This window comes from Paenibacillus sp. 32352 (assembly GCF_002042965.1).
GTDB classification, from domain to species: domain Bacteria; phylum Bacillota; class Bacilli; order Paenibacillales; family NBRC-103111; genus Paenibacillus_S; species Paenibacillus_S vulneris.
Genome location: NZ_MZNT01000017.1, coordinates 113,215 through 132,899 on the forward strand (window position 1 = coordinate 113,215; position 19,685 = coordinate 132,899).

Consider the following 19,685-nt stretch of genomic DNA (forward strand, 5'->3'; position numbering starts at 1 on the left):
AAACAAAGTGTAACGGGGATGCGTCTTATTGTTGAAAATATTGCCATAACTGGGAGGCGTGTATGAAGAAGAGACGCGATGTCGTATCCGTTATCACTTTACTATTAATCCTATTGCTGATAGGTACTGCCGTTCCTTACGCAGAGGCTGAGGAATCACCCGTTTTGTTAAGCAGCTTGACCCAAGCTCAAGACTTTGCTGCGAAATTTATTGAAAAGGAATATCCTTTTGCGAAGGGCAGCTTTGTTGTTGAAGATTCGAGAGTAGTATCAATGCCGCCTAATGAAAACCATTATTATTTTCAATTTAAAAGAGTTATCGATGGAATACCTTACCCGAATAATTTCATTAACCTGGATATAGATCAAAGGGGAACTATAATAAGCAAGCAAATTTTTTGGAACAAAGAGCTGAAGCTTCCTAAGACGGAAAATGTTCTGAACATAGAAAATGCCAAGCTGAAGCTGATAGAGCAAATGAAACCGTATGTTTCAGCTGAGTACCCGGATAGAATCAATCACGGTGAACAGAAAACGGGGTTTTATAGTTATCGGCTGGCACAAGAAACGGCAATTGATGCCATTACCGGAGAGCTGATTGAGGATGAAGAGGGACTGCGTCTTGCGACACAAAAGCCAATTATCGAGCATCCTATCGATAACGCAATTCTACCTGTTCCTACAGCGGAAGAAGCTTTAAAAAGAGCGTCGTCATTCGCTATGATCCCATCAGGTTCGGAAAAACCGAATGTGTTCTCGGAATCGGTTGGTTTCAATAATGCTTTTAGCGGCCCTTTCTGGAGGGTTAACTGGGTTAAAAAAGTGGGAGATACTTACTGCTCATCTTACGTGCAGCTTCAACAAGGCACAGGTGAACTGATCTATTACTTTAACGATTGCAAGATAGAAGGACATAGCCCGATAAATGAGGAAGAGGCTAAGAAAATTGCGATTGAATTTATCAAACAATATGTACCCCGTCATGCGCATCAGCTTGTTTTATCAGAAGTACGACAAAATAAAGTTACGATTCAAGAACGCAGGGGTGCTGAGGAATATTCGGTTTATTTTACACAAAATGTCCCCGGGGCTAGAGGGGGATACGTGATAATAGGAATAGATAAGGAATCTGGTAAGGTTTCTTTGTACTCTAATAGTCTGCACGAATTGAATTATGATGATATGCCTTACTTCAATGAAGATAGCTTAAAAATGATGCTCATGAAAAAATATGATCTGCAGCTCAGTTACAGGCATGATACTGATAAGAGCAGTATTTCCAAGGCGTGGAAGGAAGGGACTCTGCAAGTAGTGAATAATGAGCCAGTGGAGGCAAGGCTAGTATATGGTCTGGTTAACAAAGACAAATATCTTGACTACTTTCTGGATGCGAAGGATGCCGTATGGAGACATAGCTTGACATCGGAGGTAACTTCAGAGGAAAAGATTAAATCCGCGCAACGATAGTGGTAGAGAAAACCTCATAGCTTTAAGGATCATAGAAAAGAGAAGCTGGATAAAGAAGCAGCCCCGCTAATTCCTATTAGCAGGAGCTGCTTCTTTGTCAACGGAAAGTCGGCCCCTTCACGCCGTCCTCTATAAGTGGGGCTTCCGGCTGCCGGTTGTTCGGTTCTGCGGCACTGCCTTGGTTGGTAGCAATGATGGTAGGTTGAGCGGCATATGTGTCATGAGAAATCCTTTCCCTGCTTATTTCGACTCCATTTTGCATTTTGATCCGGTATGTATCGACGACGTAGCCGGTTTTTCCTGTGCTGATGGTCTGTTTTTTTCCTTTGGAGAGCGTCGGGTTTAAGATGTATTTGATGGAAGGCTGCAGCTTTTCGATAGTAGTCGACTCGATGGCGTAGGTAATATCCGTTGGCGTTTGTCCGAATAATTTGACGGTAATCTGGCGGTCGTCCGTATAGGTACGAATCAGTAGGTGCTTCTCCGTATTGTTGCGGAATTTGAAGTTGATATGGCCGCTTGCGAAGGTGGCGTCCTGCCCTAGTGGAACATAGCTGACCGGAAGCGAGTGGTTGCGTCGCTCGACGATTTGCAGGCCTGCGCGAAGCACGGCATTGTACAGAGTGGACGAAACCTGACAGATCCCGCCTCCGATACCCGGCACCAGCTTGCCGTTGAGAATGACGGGTGCTTCCTTGAAGCCGAATTTGGCTTCGGTTTGGGCGATATAGGTTGCGTAATCGAAGGTTTCCCCGGGCTTTAATAACACATCTTGGATAGATTGGGCTGTAGAGCGTATATTGTGAATCCGCCCTTCGCCGTTTTGCGGGTATGTTGTTGTAAACTCGCTGATTTTACGCTCAATTCCTTGCGCTTGGAGCATGCTGATGGTGACGGCAGGCTCCTGATTTACCAAAGGGAGTACGACAAGAAACGGCGTTTTCCCCGCAGGCACTACCACAGGCGCTGCCTCCTCCTGAACCCGCTGGACCGCTCCTTCTCCGGAGTGATTTTCCCCCGGGTAGTCCGCAAAGCGCCGCCCATCCTTTCCCACTGTCCAACCGATGGTTCCCATGGAAGGAAGAATTCGCTGCAGCTGCTGAAGCAGCTCCGGTTCATGGATACGCATGACGGCTGTTTCGGGCACATAGCTGATCATGTCGTTCGGACCTACAATTCTTTGAGCATCGACAGGCTGTTTATTGTACAGCTCCGGAAATCCGCGCATAAGTGTGGCATGAAGCTTGGCAGCATCAAAGGTAGGGGCCAGGGGCCACTCTTCATTGCGGATATGCCAGCGATAGGCGGCTCTGTGAAACAAGGAGCCTGTTTTGAGCGGTTGAAGCCGGTCGATCACGTCCTGCAGGGAGAGATCCAATCCGAGCTGATCCAGCATCCAGTCTGCAGGCTGGAGCGGAACACCGGGCTGCTTGCTGACCATCCGGACTGTTTGCTGCAGAAGCAGCTTTTTTTTGCCCTCCAGCTGGCGCTCGAATTCAAGAATCGGTAAACCGCCGACGTCCCAGTTATCTACGGTTAAGCCTGCGGGAAGCGTTCGCTGCGATCCGTACCAGGCCATGGCTGCACAAGCGGCACAGGCAAACAGCAGCAAGCCTACAATCGCCTGCCATATCAACATGCGCTGACGCGTCATCGATTTCGTCTCCTTTGGTTTCATGGTTCCATGACAAGCTCTGCTCGTACATATTGATATATATGCTGTCATTTCGGAAATTTGCCTGTGGGAATATTCGTGTTTTCTACAAAAAATGCCGGGGTAAATGTGAAAATGTGTTGAAAATCTTTTACGCGTAAAGGAATTTACCTGTTTATGTCGAAAGGATATAAGCTAGCTAAAAATTCAGGATGTGATACCGTGATTGAAATGCATGACGTTTGGAAGACGTATCCCGATGGAAGTCAGGCGTTGCGAGGCATCAATGTCAAGGTGGACCGCAATGAGTTCTTGTATGTGGTAGGTCCGTCGGGTGCAGGAAAATCGACATTTATGAAATTGATTTATAGAGAAGAACGGCCTACGAAGGGAAGTATTTTTGTAAACGGATTTAATTTGGAAAAGCTGAAGCAGCGCAAGATTCCGTATGTGCGCCGCAATATCGGTGTTATCTTTCAGGATTTCCGCCTGCTTCCCAAGCTGACTGTGTATGAGAACATTTCCTTTGCAATGGAGGTTATTGAAGCACCCAAAAAGCTGATCCGCCGGCGTGTGCAGGAGGTTCTTGAGCTCGTCAGGCTGAAGGATAAAGCCGGCTCTTTGCCGACGCAATTATCTGGCGGAGAGCAGCAGCGGGTAGCGATCGCCAGGGCTATCGTGAACAACCCTTCGGTCATCATTGCCGATGAGCCTACGGGTAACCTCGACCCCGATACATCCTGGGACATTATGAAGCTGATGGAAGAGATCAATTTTCGTGGTACGACGATCATCATGGCTACACACAACAAAGAAATCGTAAACACGATGCGCAAACGTGTTCTGGCTATTGAACAGGGACAAATTGCCCGTGACGAAGTTAGGGGTGAATACGGCTATGAGGATTAGCACAGTCTTCCGCCACTTACGGGAAGGCGGTAAAAATGTGATCCGCAATGGCTGGATGACGTTCGCTTCGATAAGCTCAATTGCCATTTCGTTATTGATATTAGGTGTATTTTTACTGCTGACGCTGAATGTGAATTATCTCGCCCAGCAAATCGAGCAGCAGGTAGAGATTCGCGTTTACCTGGATGTGAACATTACCAAGGAGCAGACGGCATCCCTGCAAACGGAGATTGCCTCTATAGCCAATGTTGCCAACGTTACCTTCATATCGAAGGATGAAGGGCTTAATTACTTGCGGGACAAGCTCGGCGATAGCGGAAAGTCTTTGCTGGAAGGATTTGACGGAGACAATAACCCTCTGAATGATTCTTTTACTGTCGAAGTAGTTGAGCCCCGCCAAGTAGGAACGGTTGCCCAGCAAATCAGCGATCTGAACAACGGAAAAGCCTCCAAACCGATTTATCGTGTCAGCTACGGACAGGGAACGGTAGAAACGATGTTTAAGGTTACCCAAATCGTTCGTAACATCGGACTTGTGCTGGTAGCAGGGCTTGCATTGACGGCGATGTTCCTTATCGCCAATACGATTAAGATTACTATTGTAGCGCGTCGCCGCGAGATTGGCATCATGAAGCTGGTCGGGGCGACGAACTCCTTTATTCGCTGGCCGTTTTTTATCGAGGGAGCTTTACTGGGCATTGTAGGATCCATTATTCCTACCGCCATTTTGTTATATGGTTACTGGGAATTGATGAGCTCGACACAGCTTGATTTGAACTTGCTGATGATTAAGCTGTTGCCTTTTAATCAGATATACTATTCGATGTCGGGTCTGCTGCTTGGAATCGGCGTGTTAATCGGGATCTTTGGCAGCACCTTGTCCGTACGAAAGTTTTTGCGAGTGTAGCATAGATGGTGTAAACAAGCTTAAGCCATATCCGGCTAAGGAATGAATCTAGTTGGGGAGGAAACGAAAGTTGAAGAAGTCCGTTCTATCACTGGTCGTTACCGCGGGGATGGCAAGTACGCTGCTTGTGCCGCAGCTGTCCTTTGCTTTGTCCGAATCGCAAAAGATTCAGCAGCAGCTGGATCAACTGAAGAAGCAGCAAAATTCCACCCAGCAAAAGGCTACCGAAACCCAGCAGGAAATAAGCAAGGTACAGCAGGATAAACAGCAGGTGGAAGCTGAGGTCAAAAGCATCATTAAGCAGATCGAAGATGAGAATTTGAAGCTGAACAAATTGAATGAGCAAATAGCGGATACGAAGGATAAGCTGACAGAGAACAGCAAGCTGCTGGACGAGCTGAAGGCCCAAATCGAGGCCCGCGATGTGCTGCTAAAATCTCGTCTGCGTCTTATGTACATGAACGGTGTCGTATCGTATGCGGACGTTCTGTTTAGCTCTACGAGCTTTGGGGATTTCCTGGACCGCATGAACGCGCTAAGGGCTATTGTGAATCAGGATAAGGAAATATTGCAGGCGAACCAGCGGGACAGGGAAGCCAAAGAAGTGAAGCAAAATCAGATTGAGCAGGAGTTCAAGCAGGTAAGTGATCTATATAGCCAGTCTGCTGCAATCAAAGCTAGCCTGGTGGCTAAGGAGAAAGATAAGGAAGTCAAAATTGCCAGTCTATCCAAAAAGGAAAAAGAGCTTGAAGACATCAGCGAGGATCAGGAGCAGCAGCTTCTTCAATATGCCCGTAAGTCGGCTGCTTTAGCGGAGCAAAAGCGTAAAGCGGCTGCGGCAGAGGCTGCGAAAGCTGCAGCAGATGCGGCGGCCAAGGCGAAGGCAAGTGGAAATAGCGGCAGCAGCGGTGGAGGCGGTTCTACAGCCTCGGCGGCACCAACATCCACCTCCGGGGGCAAATTCGGCTATCCGTTAGCTAAAGTAGCTCCGATGACTTCGGATTTCGGATACCGTTCCGATCCGTTCACCGGCGCCAAGAAATTGCATAAAGGCATTGACTTGGGTGCCCCTAACGGAACGGACATCCTGGCGGCGGCAGAGGGTGAAGTTATTGTCGCTTCTTGGTGGAGCGGTTACGGCAACACGGTAATCATTGACCATGGGAATGGTTACTGGACGCTATATGGACACATTCGTAATGGAGGTACGGTAGTAGAAAAAGGAGACCATGTGAAGCGCGGCCAAAAAATCGCGGAAGTGGGCTCTACAGGAGAATCCACAGGCAACCATCTGCATTTTGAGGTGCGCATTAACGAAGATCCGGTTGATCCGAAACCGTATTTAAAATAAAAACCGCTGTTAATAATTTCTAATAGCTTGTCATATAATACAGAGACGAGTTCACCAAGGTAGGAACAAAGGCGGTGTAAAGGGCAATGACGTTTAAAGGACGTACGGTTTTAGCATTTATTTTGTTGGCTATGTTCGCCAGCAGCATTATGACGCTTACGATTGTAAATCCGTCCATGTTTGCCGGTGCCGGGAAGGAAGGCTCCACGGCTGCGGTGAAATCAGGGTTAACTTCCAAGGACATGAACAAAATAGCAACGACGTATCAGCTGATACAGAACAAATTCCTATCTGAGGTCGATCATGAAAAGGTCGTCAACGGAGCCATTAACGGAATGCTTGCCACATTGGACGATCCCTTTACCGTGTATATGGACCAGAAGGAAGCGAAGCAGTTTGACGAAAGCATCACATCCTCGTTCCAAGGGATTGGCGCTGAGGTATCTACGGAAGACGGCAAAGTAACGATCGTGGCTCCAATCAAGGGCTCTCCGGCGGAAAAGGCGGGCCTGCATGCCAAGGATGTCATTCTGTCGGTGAACGGAGAGAAATTGGACGGGCTGACGCTGAACCAGGCCGTGATGAAAATCCGCGGTCCGAAAGGAACCCAGGCGAAGCTTGAAATCCTGCGTCCGGGTACTCAGGAGCCGATCCAAATGATCGTGGTTCGTGATGACATTGACGTAGAGACGGTCTACGCCGAGATGCTTCAAGGCAATATCGGGAAAATCGAAATTCGCCAGTTCTCCACGAATACAGCCAAACGCTTCAAGGAAGAGCTGCAAAACCTGGAATCCAAAGGAATGAAGGGGCTTGTCATCGACGTTCGTAACGATCCGGGCGGCTTACTGCAGGCTGTAGTGGAGATTGCAGAGCCGTTTATTGCCAAAGGCAAACCGATTGTCAAGATCGAGGATCGTAATGGCAAGCAGGAGGACACACCGTCCCAGGGGGCGGGAAAAAGTTATCCGGTCACCGTTCTGATGAACAAAGGAAGCGCAAGTGCTTCTGAAATATTAGCAGGTGCTCTTCGTGACTCCGCTGGTAGCAAGCTGGTCGGGGAAACCTCCTTCGGAAAAGGGACGGTACAGGTGCCGTTCGAGAAGGAAATGGGCGATGGAAGCAATATTAAGATGACCGTATACAAATGGCTGACGCCGAACGGAACATGGATTCACAAAAAAGGGATTACTCCCGACATTGCTGTTGAACAGCCGGCTTATTTTAAAGTAGCTCCATTGACGAAAAAGGCGACCCTTAAGCCTGATTCGATTGGCGATGACGTGAAGAACCTGCAAATCATGCTGACCGGACTCGGAATGAATCCGGATCGGACCGACGGCTACTTTAGTGAGAAGACCGCTGCAGCTGTAAAAGCATTCCAACGTCTTCATAACTTGCCGGTCACCGGTGAAGTTGACGTAGAAACAGCCAATCAGCTGGAAAAAGCGATCTTGAATGAAATCAAAGATCCGAAGAACGACCTGCAGCTGAAAGCGGCGGTTCAGGAAATCCAATCGGCTATAACCAAATAAGGTCTGTTGGAAAAATGGAATCGTAGAAGGAAAAGCCCCTATAGGCGTCGAATGGTAAAGAAGGTTGGACTCGTCCAGCTTTCTTTCTTTTTTTGAACCCATGAATGATGTACGATAGGCGGTCATGCCTTTATCCTTGTGTAACAAAGGAGCAGCCTAATGAACTTATTAGCGGATTTGGCTTACCAAGGGCTTCACGCCTTGCTGCAATTGCTGTTGCATCCGTTTTATTATGTAGGGATTTTATTTATAGTGCTTCAGTATCGAAGACAGATTCAATTCGAACGCAAGCTGTTTCATACCAAGCTGCATTCATTACTATCGGAAACATGGCGGGCGCTGCTATGGGGATGGATTGGCGGCCTGCTCGCGTCCGTTCTTATGGCCGTTGTTGGAGCAACCATTCAGCCGGAGGCCGTTGTCCTGCTATGGATTATTTCTATGCTGCTGATCTTGTTCCGTGTCCGGTTTCTATGTTGGGCTTATGCGGTCGGGGCTATAGGAATCATTCAAGTGCTGGTCAGCACAATAGGCACTGTATCGGACATAATGCCAGCTTGGCTGCTGGAGCCTTTACGAAGCCTTAACGTGCCGACGCTGCTTGCTCTTGTGGCTGTGCTTCACTTAATTGAAGCTATTCTGGTTCGGTTGCAGGGGGCGAGAACGGCCACGCCGATGTTTTACGAAAGCAAGCGCGGGAAAATTGTCGGCGGTTATCACATGCAGGGATTTTGGCCTGTCGCTTTGTTTTTGCTGGTGCCGCTTCAGGGAGGGAACGTTCATCCATTGCCCTGGACTCCGCTGTTAGGCGGTGAATTATGGAGCGGTGGCTGGACGATTGTCGGTTTCCCCGTCATGATCGGCTTTGCAGAATTAACGATGTCCCGGCTGCCGCAAATGAAGGCCAGGCTGACGTCCAGATTGTTGGCATTGTATGCCTGCCTCGTCCTGCTCCTTGCGATTGCCGTTCATGAATGGCCTGTAGTGACCTTGGCCGCTTCCCTCTTATGCATTGCGCTGCATGAAGGGCTGCTCTTGTTCAGCCGTTGGGACGAAGCCAAGCGCAGTCCGATATTTGTACACGATCAGCGGGGCTTGAAGGTGCTGGCCATACTGCCCGGGAGTCCTGCGGACGAGCTTGGCATTGTGCCAGGCGAAATTCTTCATAAAGTCAATGGAATGCCAATACGAACCAAAAGTGAGCTTCACCAAGCTATGCAAGTGAATTCGGCCTTCTGCAAGCTGGAAGTATTGAACTTGGCGGGGGAGAGCAAATTTTTGAAGCGGGCCATGTTCTCGGGAGAGCATCATCAATTAGGTATTTTATTGGCCCCGGATCAAGATGCAATGTACTATGCCGTAGAGAAGCAGACCCCTATTTTCGCTTATATGAGAAGAAAGCTGGTCGGATTGCTCAGCAAGCCTTCCGATACGACGAAGCCGATGTAACGTATAGAGAATAGTAAATTGAAAAGCTGCCGGGGATATCCCCGACAGCTTTTTTTCGAACCGATATTAATCATTTTACCGATAACCTAGTGGTGTATGATCAGCTTTTACCTCTGAGAACGACAATTTCGACACGGCGGTTTTTGGCGCGGTTCTCGACGGTATCATTGTCGGCGACAGGCCGGGTATCGGCGTAGCCGGTCGAGATGAAGAGCTTCGGATCCAAGCCGTCATTATATACAAAGTAGCGAAGCACCGATAGGGAACGTTCGTTCGACAACCCCCAGTTATCCTTATAGAGCGAACCCGTCGCTAGCGGAAGGTTATCCGTATGCCCCTCAATGCTGATCGTCGTATCCTTCAGAGTAGGGAACAAGCTGGCCAATTGGTTCAATATCGGGTAGGCATCCTTTTTCAAATCGGCCTTTCCAAGATCGAACAGGAACAGATCGTTCAGTGTCACCGCAACTCCTCTTGGGGTATTGGCGGCGGACACTTGGGCCTGCAGATTGTTTTGCTGAATATACTGCTGAACTTGTTCCAGCAAGTTTTGCAGCTGCTTTTCGCGCTGCTCCAGTTCTTCACGTTCTTTCTTATCCTTCTCGTTGTTCTCGGTTTTCTCGCCTTCCTGTGACTTGGCGGTGCTCACGCGGCCGAGAACCCCTTCGCCCTGCGGCAGCACCGTATCCGACTTCTTAAATTCAAAGCTGAGCGCTGAGGCCAGGACCGAATACTTTTCATTATCGATTTTACTCATGGCGTACATGATGATAAAGAAAACCAGAAGAAGCGTGATCAAGTCGGAATAAGTAATTAACCATCGTTCATGGTTCTCGTGGGCTGCGTGCTTTTTATTTCTCCTCGCCACCGGTATCACCTTCGCTTTCCGGTTTCTTCTGCTCTTGGTGTAGGAACGATTTCAATTTTTTCTTGATCAGCTGCGGATTTTCACCGGCTTGCAGCGCCAAAATCCCTTCCAGCATAAGCTCCATTTCGGAAATTTGCTCCTTGCTGCGGACTTTGATCTTTTGGGCAAGCGGCATGTAAATAACGTTAGCGGATGCAACCCCGTACAAGGTAGCGGCAAAAGCGACCGCGATCGCAGGTCCTAATGTGCTTGGCTCGGAAAGGTTGCCCAGAACGTGGATCAGACCCATTACCGTACCGATGATCCCCATCGTTGGCGCAAAACCGCCGGCGGATTCAAAAATTTTGGCCCAGCCTTCGTGATGATGCTCCAAAGCATCCATTTCGAGCTCCAAAATTTGTCTTGTCAATTCAGGATCGGTGCCGTCAACGACCATCATCAAGCCATCGCGCAAAAAGTCGTTGCTGTGCTCCTGCGCACGCTGCTCCAAGGCAAGTACGCCTTCCCGTCTGGCAACTGTAGCCATGTCGACCAGCTCGTCGATGATAGCGCCTGGATCGCGCTTGGTTTCTTTAAATGCCATTTTCAACGCTTTTGGCGTTTCCTTCAACGTTGACATTGGAAAGCTTACTACAACCGCTCCAATGGTTCCGCCGAATACGATCAGCATGGCACTTGGGACTATCAGTGCAGAAATATGTCCTCCATCCCACATGTAACCGCCGATTAGGGCGCCCAAGCCGAATACAATACCTAGAATTGTTGTCAAATCCATTTTTCGTACCACCCCTAGTTCGAGTAAATGAGAATGCTTCTTGTTTTTTAAATCCGTTCTTCGGCTGTGGCTGCAGCATAGAAGTGGAAGACTTATGCGTTTGCAACATAACCTGAAAAAAGGTATAATATATGGGAACAAATATTCCTATAGAGGAAAAAGTCGAACGGAGTCAACCTGCGTCGATGTGACGCATAGTATTTATCGGAAACATCCCGGCAAAAGTTTATAGAGAATGATCTTTTTCAATAGGCGGTGAAGAAATGAACGATGTAGTGATGAGTGACAAGCGCTTTGAGCTGGTATCCGAGTTTTCCCCTCAAGGGGATCAGCCCAAGGCAATAGAGAAGCTTTTAGAAAGTATCCGATCAGGGAAAAAGCATCAGACGCTGCTTGGAGCGACAGGAACGGGGAAGACGTTTACAGCAGCTCAGGTTATTGCACAGCTGAATAGGCCTACACTGTTAATTGCCCACAATAAGACGCTGGCTGCGCAGCTGTGCAGTGAGCTGAAGGAGTTTTTTCCGAATAATGCGGTTGAATATTTTGTAAGCTACTACGATTATTATCAGCCTGAGGCCTACATTCCTTCATCCGATACGTTTATTGAAAAAGACTCGAGTATAAATGATGAGATTGATAAGCTTCGCCACTCCGCTACCAGCGCGCTGTTCGAGCGCCGCGATGTCATTATCGTAGCGAGTGTCTCCTGCATTTACGGTTTGGGTTCTCCAATGGAGTATCGGAACCTGGTGATGTCCCTGCGTGTCGGAATGGAGCGTTCGCGCAATGAGATCTTGCATAGACTGATAGACATCCAATATCAGCGCAACGATATGAATTTTGTTCGCGGCACGTTCCGTGTTCGGGGGGATGTCGTAGAGATTTTCCCGGCTTCACATAGCGAGCATGCCGTTCGTGTGGAGCTCTTCGGCGATGAAATCGAACGGATTACGGAGATTGATGTCCTGACCGGCGAAATTCTGGGCGAGCGGGATCATATCGCTATTTTCCCGGCATCCCACTTCGTAACCCACGAGGATACGATGAAGCGGGCGCTTGTCGATATAGAGCGTGAGCTGGAGGAACGGCTGGAGGAGCTTCGCGGTCAAGGCAAGCTGCTGGAGGCCCAGCGGCTCGAGCAGCGGACGCGATACGACATCGAGATGATGCAGGAGATGGGCTTCTGCTCGGGCATCGAGAACTATTCAGGCCCCCTCACGTTCCGCGAGCGCGGAGCTACGCCTTATACCCTGTTCGATTACTTCCCTGACGATATGCTGATTGTCGTGGACGAGTCGCACGTGACGCTTCCGCAAATTCGCGGGATGTATAATGGAGACAGGGCGCGTAAGGAAGTGCTGGTAGAGCACGGCTTCCGTCTGCCTTCGGCTTTGGATAACCGTCCGCTGCGCTTCGAGGAGTTCGAGAAGAAGATCACCCAAGCGCTGTATATATCGGCTACTCCAGGACCTTACGAGCTGGAGCATTGTCCGGAAATGGTGGAGCAAATCATTCGTCCGACCGGCTTGATCGATCCCGAGATCGAGGTTCGTCCGACCAAAGGACAGATCGATGATCTGCTTGGGGAGATTCAGGACCGGATTCGCAAGGATGAGCGGGTGCTCGTTACCACATTAACGAAGAAGATGGCCGAGGATTTGACGGATTACTTTAAGGAAATCGGCATTAAGGTACGTTACCTGCATTCGGACATCAAGACGCTGGAGCGGATGCAAATTCTGCGCGAGCTGAGGCTCGGTGTATTTCATGTGCTGGTAGGCATCAACCTGCTGAGAGAAGGGCTCGACCTGCCGGAGGTATCCCTGGTCGCTATTCTGGATGCAGACAAGGAAGGCTTCCTTCGTGCAGAGCGGTCGTTGATCCAGACGATCGGGCGGGCGGCGAGAAACGCTAACGGCCGGGTTATCATGTACGGGGATAAAATAACCGACTCTATGGATAAAGCGATACGCGAGACGAATCGCCGTCGTGAAATCCAGATGGCCTATAACAAGCAGCACGGGATTACGCCGCAGACGATTCAGAAGAAGGTCCGCGACGTTATTGAAGCGGTCAAGGTTGCTGAGACCAAGGCGGATTATTTGACCGATGTGAAGCAGGCCAAGATGTCGAAGAAGGACCGCATGTCTTTAATCGAACGGTTGGAGCAAGAGATGAAGGAAGCGGCCAAAAACCTGCAGTTTGAGCGCGCCGCCGAGCTTCGCGATGCCGTTATGGAGTTAAAGGCAGAGCTTTAATGGGTATAATGATGAAATAATGATTCATGCATTGAATTTGTAGTGAATAGATTAGAGATTCGGAAATGGCGGATTCTCCATCAAAGCGAGTACGGAAAGTAGAACAGCTGTCAGCTCCGTTGAATATGAAGGATGGTGGAAGGCAAGTGGCCAGAGATAATATTGTGATTAAGGGCGCAAGAGCGCACAACCTGAAAAATATCGATGTAACGATTCCCCGTGACAAATTTGTAGTATTAACGGGGCTCAGCGGCTCCGGGAAATCATCTCTTGCGTTCGATACGATCTATGCGGAAGGACAGCGCAGATATGTGGAATCCCTATCTGCTTATGCAAGGCAGTTTCTGGGCCAGATGGATAAGCCGGATGTGGACTCGATCGAAGGATTATCACCTGCGATATCGATCGATCAAAAAACAACCAGCCGGAATCCTCGTTCGACCGTAGGTACGGTAACGGAAATCTACGATTATCTCCGGCTGCTGTTCGCCCGGATCGGGCGTCCGCATTGTCCGATTCATAAGATTGAGATTACTTCGCAGACCGTGGAGCAAATGGTCGACCGGATTATGGAGTACCCGGAACGTACCCGGCTGCAAATATTGGCTCCGATTATTTCCGGGCGCAAGGGCGAGCATACGAAGCTGCTGGCGGACATTCAAAAGCAAGGCTTCGTTCGCGTGCGCGTCAACGGAGAAGTCATGGATCTATCGGATAAAATTGAGCTCGATAAAAATAAAAAGTCCAACATAGAAGTCGTTGTGGACCGTATCGTCGTCAAGGCGGATGTGCAGGCTCGCTTGGCGGACTCTCTTGAAACGGCATTAAAGCTGGGAAGCGGCCGCGTCATTGTCGATATATTGGAGCAGGAGGAGCTGTTGTTCAGCCAAAACCTGGCTTGTCCTGAATGCGGGTTCAGCATAGAGGAGCTCGCTCCAAGAATGTTCTCCTTCAACAGCCCATTCGGTGCTTGTCCTGACTGTGACGGACTGGGCAGTAAGATGATAGTAGATCCGGATTTATTGGTTCCGGACCCGAAATTGACGATTGAGGACGGCGCCTTTGAGGCTTGGGCGGGAAGCACCTCGAATTATTACCCTCAATTTCTGGCCGCGGTATGCGATCATTACGGTATTCCGAGAAACGTGCCTGTAAGCGAGCTTACGGCAGAGCAAATGAAAAAGCTTCTTTACGGTACAGGCGGAGAGAAGGTTCGTTTCCGGTACGAGAATGATATGGGCCATAAAAAAGAAGCTATGGTCGCTTTCGAAGGGATTATTCCGAATTTGGAGCGCCGTTATCGCGATACGTTCTCGGATGGGATTCGTGAGCATATCGAGACCTATATGAGCTCCAAGCCTTGCAGCAAGTGTAAAGGACAGCGGCTGAAGCCGGAGACTTTGGCTGTCACGATTAACGGCAAAAATATCGCTCACGTGACCTCTCTATCGATTGGAGATTCACAAGAATGGTTCGAGTCCCTGCAGCTGAATGACAGGGAGTTTCAGATCGCTCACCTGATCTTAAAGGAAATCAAGGCACGGCTTGGATTCCTGGTCAACGTAGGGCTGGACTATTTGACGATGCATCGCGCCGCCGGTACGCTCTCCGGTGGGGAAGCGCAGCGCATACGCTTGGCTACCCAGATCGGCTCAAGCTTAATGGGCGTTCTGTACATTCTGGATGAGCCCAGCATCGGACTCCACCAGCGTGATAACGATCGATTAATTAAGACGCTGGAGCATATGCGTAATTTGGGCAACACCTTGATCGTTGTAGAGCATGATGAGGATACGATGATGGCCGCTGATTATATTATCGATATTGGACCGGGAGCGGGGATTCACGGAGGCAACGTAGTTTCCCAAGGCACTCCGAAGGAGATCATGGAGGATCCCCATTCATTGACGGGCCAATATTTAAGCGGCAAGAAGTTTATTCCTGTCAGCGCCGAGCGTCGTAAGCCTAATGGCAAATGGCTCGAAATCAAAGGTGCCAAGGAAAACAATCTGCGCAACGTCAATGTCAAATTTCCATTAGGCGTGTTCACCTGCGTCACCGGTGTATCTGGATCCGGCAAAAGTACGCTGATCAATGAGCTGCTGTATAAAACATTGGCCAAGGAGCTGAACGGAGCCAAGGTACGTCCCGGTGAATACCGTGAATTTGTAGGTCTGGAGCATGTCGATAAAGTCATCGACATCGATCAGTCGCCTATCGGGCGAACTCCACGATCCAACCCGGCTACGTATACCGGCGTGTTCGATGATATTCGCGACGTTTACTCCGCGACCAATGAAGCCAAGGTACGCGGCTACAAGAAGGGCCGTTTCAGCTTCAACGTCAAAGGCGGACGCTGTGAGGCTTGCCGAGGAGATGGCATTATCAAGATTGAAATGCATTTCCTGCCTGACGTGTATGTACCATGCGAAGTTTGCAAGGGCAAGCGATACAACCGTGAAACGCTCGAAGTGCATTACAAAGGGAAAAATATCTCGGAAGTGCTGGATATGACCATCGAGGATGCATGTGAGTTTTTTAAAAACATTCCGCGTATCCACCGCAAGCTGCAAACCCTTCTAGATGTAGGCTTAGGCTATATGAACCTGGGGCAACCAGCGACAACCTTATCCGGCGGCGAGGCGCAGCGCGTGAAGCTGGCAGCCGAGCTGTACCGTAGAAGTACCGGCAAGACGATATATATACTGGATGAGCCTACCACAGGGCTCCATATCCATGATATCGACCGACTGCTTAAGGTACTGCATCGATTGGTAGAGAGCGGCGAAACGGTCCTCGTGATCGAGCATAACCTGGATGTTATCAAAACCGCGGATTATTTGATCGATCTCGGTCCGGAAGGCGGAAGCAAAGGCGGTACCATCGTAGCTACCGGAACACCGGAAGAAGTGGTGAAGGTGGAAGGCTCCTATACCGGCCGTTACTTGAAGCCAATTCTGGAGAGAGATAGAGCTAGATCCGAAGATTACGCTCAACGTATCAAACAGATGGAAGACGCTGCTGTATAATAAATTTCGACATCGTCCCGACTTGGACAAGTTAGGGGCGATGTTGTGCACATAGCCGATAAAATGCCAAAAAGCTTGGTTCCTCACAGGAGGACAAGCTTTTTTCAATACATTAAGAAGCAAGAATCGAAGTCAATTTGTCTTGGAAGGCACCGATGCCTAAACGGTGAACAAATTGATGGAAGGTTTCATCTTCACTGCGATTTTCTTTGTAATACAGAATCAGCTGTTCCAGGACAGGGCCAACATTGTCACCTTTGACGCGGCCTTTCAACACTTGGTTGAATTGAGCGCCTGGGCCCAGAATACCGCCTACTGCGATATCGAACGCATCGACCATTCCTTCAGGAGTCTTAACAAGCGCGCCTTGCAGGCCGATATCGGCGATGTGCTTTTGACCGCATGCATTCGGGCAGCCGATGAAATGGATTCGGATTTCCTCATCCAGCTCTACGTTAGCATCCAAATATTCAGCGACGAGTACTGCTCTTTTCTTTGTTTCTACAACGGCCAGGTTGCAGAACTCGTTGCCGGTACAGGATACGGTACGGCTCAAGAAATGCTTAGGATTCGGAGTCAGGCGTTCCATGATTTTTTCTGCCAAAGCAGCTTCAACCTTCTCCGTAGGGATGCCGGACAAAATAATATTCTGGGAAACCGTTGTACGGATGGTTTTGTCTCCATACTCGTCTGCAATGCGAGCCAGCTCAGTAAGCTCCGCATCATCCAGGCGTCCTACGGGTACGCTTAGGCCGATGTAGTTCAAGCCTTCTTGCTTTTGCGGATGCACGCCATCAAAATAAGCAGCCTTCCAGCCCACAACCTTATCTTCACCGAGAGCTGGCATATCACCGATCAGCTTGATAAGCTCCTCCTTGAACTTCTCGGCACCCCAGTCTGCCACAAGGAATTTCAGGCGGGCATGGTGGCGTTTTTCACGGTAGCCATGATCACGGTAAATGGTAGTTACGCCGATTGCGACCTTCAAAACCTCTTCCGGTCTCACGAACAGGTCGAGCTTCTTAGCCAAATGAGGCTTAGCCGACAATCCGCCGCCGACCCATACGTGGAAGCCGACAACTTCTTGCCCGTCGATCACCTTGGTAGCTGGCGTAAACGCCAAACATTGGATTTCAGCATGACCGGAGTTATAAATATTAGAAGAAATGGACATTTTATATTTACGCGGCAAGTTAGAGAAATCACGGTTCAATAAGAAGAAATCATTGACTTCGTTGACCAGCTGCGTTGTATCCATAAGCTCATCTTTATCGATACCGGCGAGAGGGTTGCCTACGACGGTACGAGGGCAGTCTCCACAAGCTTCATAAGAGTACAAGCCTACGGATTCCAGACGTTTGAAGATGTCAGGTATATTCTCGATGCGAAGCCAGTGAAACTGTATAGCTTGTCTGGTTGTAACATCCACAAGACCGCGGCCGTAATCTTTGGCTATAGAAGCCAACACCCGGGCTTGGTCCGAGGTCATGATCCCTGAGTTGATACGCACACGCATCATGAAATGACCGTCTTTCGGTTTTTGCTCATACACACCGGCCCACTTGAAGCGATTCATATCGTCTTCGGTGATAGCGTCGTAGCCTTCGTGAGCGTATTTCTCAATAATGGTACGGATGACATCGAGGCCGTCTTTTTCCAGCTTTTGCAGTTCAACCTTGTTAAGCTTGGAAGGGTCAGCCGCCCAAATTGCTTCATAAGCCATGTTGTTTATGCTCCTCCTTTAAAGCGTAAATCCGATGAAAATAGTATGAAAAGATCAACCTAATAGTAACATTTTTAAGAGGATACGTAAATCGCAATAGAGGAGCTATATATAAGGTTTTCTTATAAATAATGTCTGGTATCGTTATAACAGCAGTTGGTTAGTATAAGGAAATATGAGGAGTCTAAAGGCTGCCAATACAGGAAATGTTGACAAACTTGTTACACTTCCTATTTATGGCTTGCACTTCAAGACGACTCAAGATAAGATAGAAAATAAGCATTTTTGTACATTGAAGGAGGTCTCTCGATGTTTTTGGCTGAAGAGGCAGCGCAAGCAGCGAGTAAATTCACCGGTTTTGACCCATTCGTAATTTTGTTTACTATAGTTATTGCGATCGGCGTTCTGCGGTTATTGGGTGCTGCTAAGAAAAATCCTTTTGCCATCGGCTTCAGTTTGATCAGCTTGATCGTGTTTCTGATCATGGACGTCGTTATGGTCATGAATTGGATGGACAAATTGTAATACGGAACGGGACCTAAGTATCAATAATAATGCTGCGGCTTTATGAAAGCGGCAGCTATCTGCATGTGCAGATGTATAACTCAAGCTTGTAGGACGTTCTAACAGGTAAAGAAGCCCTGGATCTCATGGAGACCAGGGCTTTTCGCTTGCCATAACGGGCTGGTTATACCCACCACATTTCGCCTAGCGGCTCTCTAATCAATACTTGCTGCAGGTTTTGCACGGCTTTGGTGAAGCCCTCTTCCACAGACATCAATCCATCCTCATGCTCAATGCTGACCACATAATCGTAACCAACCAGACGTAAAGTGCTAATGATGTCTGCCCAGGTTTTGAGATCATGGCCGAAGCCGACGCTGCGGAACTGCCAAGCGCGATCAAGCATCGCCGTATAAGGCTGCATGTCGGTCAAACCGTGTTTATTGACATTAATCGGGTCAATGGTCGTATCCTTGGCATGGAAATGATGGATAGCTCCTGCACGGCCAAGAATTTGAATCGCTTGCACCGGATCGATACCTTGCCACCACATATGGCTCGGATCCAGATTGGCGCCGATGACATCGCCAGCGGCTTCACGAAGACGCAGCAGAGTAGCCGGAGTGTGAACGGAGAATCCGCCGTGAAGCTCCAGACCGATTTTTACATTGCGATCGGCAGCATATTTCCCTGTCTCGGTCCAGTAAGGAATGACTTTATTAGTCCACTGCCAATCCAAAATTTCCTGATAATCCGGAGGCCAAGGGGCTACAGGCCAGTTCGGGTATTTGGCATTCTCATGATCACCCGGGCAGCCGGAGAATGTATTGACGACAGGCACTTCCAGCTTCTCGGCAAGCTGAATGGTTTTTAGAATCAATTCCTGATGTTCTTGGGAAATGGCTTTTTGCGGGTGAAGCGGATTGGCATGGCAGCTTAGAGCGCTTATAAAGAGCCCGCGGGATTCAATCGCTTGTTTGAACGCTTTCAACTTGCTTTCGTCAGCAAGAAGCACGTCCGGATCGCAATGCGCATTGCCCGGGTAACCGCCTGTACCCAATTCCACTGCATCCAAGCCTTTAGATGCTATAAAGTCCAATGCTTCTTCGAAAGGTTTTTGTCCAAAAAGTACTGTAAAAACGCCTAATTTCATTTGACACCTCCGAAAAAATAGAAAATGTACGCGTGTACGCGATCATTTCGATTATAGCATTGTTTGGCTTCCGCTCCTAGTGCAACTTATGGACAAGTCAA

14 protein-coding genes are annotated in these 19,685 nt (G+C 48.8%); 9 read left to right on the forward strand and 5 right to left on the reverse strand.

Features of this window, described 5'->3' with window-relative positions:
- Positions 1-62 precede the first annotated feature (62 nt).
- Entirely contained in the window at positions 63-1,466 is a 1,404-nt protein-coding gene (locus tag B1728_RS30915) for a YcdB/YcdC domain-containing protein (protein WP_079914276.1), read from the forward strand.
- Between the two features lie 97 nt (positions 1,467-1,563).
- Here B1728_RS30915 and B1728_RS30920 read toward each other — a convergent pair whose 3' ends face one another.
- Positions 1,564-3,120, reverse strand: a complete 1,557-nt coding sequence (locus B1728_RS30920) for a VanW family protein (RefSeq protein WP_256865588.1) — start codon at positions 3,118-3,120, stop codon at positions 1,564-1,566.
- Between the two features lie 222 nt (positions 3,121-3,342).
- Between B1728_RS30920 and ftsE the strand changes: the two genes are divergently transcribed.
- The 5 genes from ftsE to B1728_RS30945 all read left to right on the forward strand — a co-directional run bounded on the left by ftsE (position 3,343) and on the right by B1728_RS30945 (position 9,271).
- Positions 3,343-4,029: a cell division ATP-binding protein FtsE gene (ftsE, locus tag B1728_RS30925; RefSeq protein ID WP_079914328.1), complete on the forward strand. Its 687-nt coding sequence runs from the start codon at positions 3,343-3,345 to the stop codon at positions 4,027-4,029.
- On the forward strand, positions 4,019-4,936 hold the full coding sequence (ftsX, locus tag B1728_RS30930; RefSeq protein WP_079914278.1) for a permease-like cell division protein FtsX: 918 nt from the start codon (positions 4,019-4,021) through the stop codon (positions 4,934-4,936). The genes ftsE and ftsX overlap by 11 nt, the downstream gene beginning before the upstream one ends.
- A 70-nt stretch (positions 4,937-5,006) precedes the next feature.
- On the forward strand, positions 5,007-6,287 hold the full coding sequence (locus B1728_RS30935; RefSeq protein WP_256865589.1) for a murein hydrolase activator EnvC family protein: 1,281 nt from the start codon (positions 5,007-5,009) through the stop codon (positions 6,285-6,287).
- Positions 6,288-6,373: 86 nt separating this feature from the next.
- Positions 6,374-7,822 (forward strand): S41 family peptidase, encoded by a 1,449-nt coding sequence (locus B1728_RS30940; RefSeq protein ID WP_079914279.1) that lies wholly within the window; start codon positions 6,374-6,376, stop codon positions 7,820-7,822.
- 159 nt (positions 7,823-7,981) lie between these two features.
- Positions 7,982-9,271: a PDZ domain-containing protein gene (locus tag B1728_RS30945; RefSeq protein ID WP_079914280.1), complete on the forward strand. Its 1,290-nt coding sequence runs from the start codon at positions 7,982-7,984 to the stop codon at positions 9,269-9,271.
- Positions 9,272-9,371: 100 nt separating this feature from the next.
- On the opposite strand, the gene B1728_RS30950 is transcribed toward B1728_RS30945, so the two are convergent.
- Both B1728_RS30950 and B1728_RS30955 read right to left on the reverse strand, forming a co-directional pair.
- Complete coding sequence (locus tag B1728_RS30950) at positions 9,372-10,139, reverse strand: OmpA/MotB family protein (protein ID WP_079914281.1); 768 nt, start codon at positions 10,137-10,139, stop codon at positions 9,372-9,374.
- Positions 10,123-10,914, reverse strand: coding sequence for a flagellar motor protein (locus B1728_RS30955; RefSeq protein WP_079914282.1), 792 nt, complete (start codon positions 10,912-10,914; stop codon positions 10,123-10,125). Before B1728_RS30955 ends, B1728_RS30950 begins: the two co-directional genes overlap by 17 nt.
- A gap of 263 nt (positions 10,915-11,177) precedes the next feature.
- On the opposite strand from B1728_RS30955, the gene uvrB reads away from it, so the two are divergent.
- Together uvrB and uvrA are read left to right on the forward strand one after the other, a co-directional pair.
- Positions 11,178-13,175 (forward strand): excinuclease ABC subunit UvrB, encoded by a 1,998-nt coding sequence (gene uvrB, locus B1728_RS30960; RefSeq protein WP_079914283.1) that lies wholly within the window; start codon positions 11,178-11,180, stop codon positions 13,173-13,175.
- Positions 13,176-13,321: 146 nt separating this feature from the next.
- Positions 13,322-16,204, forward strand: a complete 2,883-nt coding sequence (gene uvrA, locus B1728_RS30965; protein WP_079914330.1) for an excinuclease ABC subunit UvrA — start codon at positions 13,322-13,324, stop codon at positions 16,202-16,204.
- Between the two features lie 112 nt (positions 16,205-16,316).
- Here uvrA and B1728_RS30970 read toward each other — a convergent pair whose 3' ends face one another.
- Positions 16,317-17,927, reverse strand: coding sequence for a nitrite/sulfite reductase (locus B1728_RS30970; protein ID WP_079914284.1), 1,611 nt, complete (start codon positions 17,925-17,927; stop codon positions 16,317-16,319).
- Positions 17,928-18,236: 309 nt separating this feature from the next.
- Between B1728_RS30970 and B1728_RS30975 the strand changes: the two genes are divergently transcribed.
- Positions 18,237-18,452: a hypothetical protein gene (locus tag B1728_RS30975; RefSeq protein WP_079914285.1), complete on the forward strand. Its 216-nt coding sequence runs from the start codon at positions 18,237-18,239 to the stop codon at positions 18,450-18,452.
- Positions 18,453-18,615: 163 nt separating this feature from the next.
- Here the strand turns inward: B1728_RS30975 and B1728_RS30980 are convergent, their stop codons facing one another.
- Positions 18,616-19,584, reverse strand: a complete 969-nt coding sequence (locus tag B1728_RS30980) for a sugar phosphate isomerase/epimerase family protein (RefSeq protein ID WP_079914286.1) — start codon at positions 19,582-19,584, stop codon at positions 18,616-18,618.
- Between the last annotated feature and the right edge of the window lie 101 nt (positions 19,585-19,685).

What these genes read in the sequence shown, in the direction of transcription:
- B1728_RS30915 (WP_079914276.1), top strand. Translation starts at nt 63, where the DNA reads ATGAAGAAGAGACGCGATGTCGTATCCGTTATCACTTTACTATTAATC.
- B1728_RS30920 (WP_256865588.1), bottom strand. Translation starts at nt 3,120, where the DNA reads ATGACGCGTCAGCGCATGTTGATATGGCAGGCGATTGTAGGCTTGCTG.
- ftsX (WP_079914278.1), top strand. Translation starts at nt 4,019, where the DNA reads ATGAGGATTAGCACAGTCTTCCGCCACTTACGGGAAGGCGGTAAAAAT.
- B1728_RS30940 (WP_079914279.1), top strand. Translation starts at nt 6,374, where the DNA reads ATGACGTTTAAAGGACGTACGGTTTTAGCATTTATTTTGTTGGCTATG.
- B1728_RS30945 (WP_079914280.1), top strand. Translation starts at nt 7,982, where the DNA reads ATGAACTTATTAGCGGATTTGGCTTACCAAGGGCTTCACGCCTTGCTG.
- B1728_RS30955 (WP_079914282.1), bottom strand. Translation starts at nt 10,914, where the DNA reads ATGGATTTGACAACAATTCTAGGTATTGTATTCGGCTTGGGCGCCCTA.
- uvrB (WP_079914283.1), top strand. Translation starts at nt 11,178, where the DNA reads ATGAACGATGTAGTGATGAGTGACAAGCGCTTTGAGCTGGTATCCGAG.
- B1728_RS30970 (WP_079914284.1), bottom strand. Translation starts at nt 17,927, where the DNA reads ATGGCTTATGAAGCAATTTGGGCGGCTGACCCTTCCAAGCTTAACAAG.
- B1728_RS30975 (WP_079914285.1), top strand. Translation starts at nt 18,237, where the DNA reads ATGTTTTTGGCTGAAGAGGCAGCGCAAGCAGCGAGTAAATTCACCGGT.
- B1728_RS30980 (WP_079914286.1), bottom strand. Translation starts at nt 19,584, where the DNA reads ATGAAATTAGGCGTTTTTACAGTACTTTTTGGACAAAAACCTTTCGAA.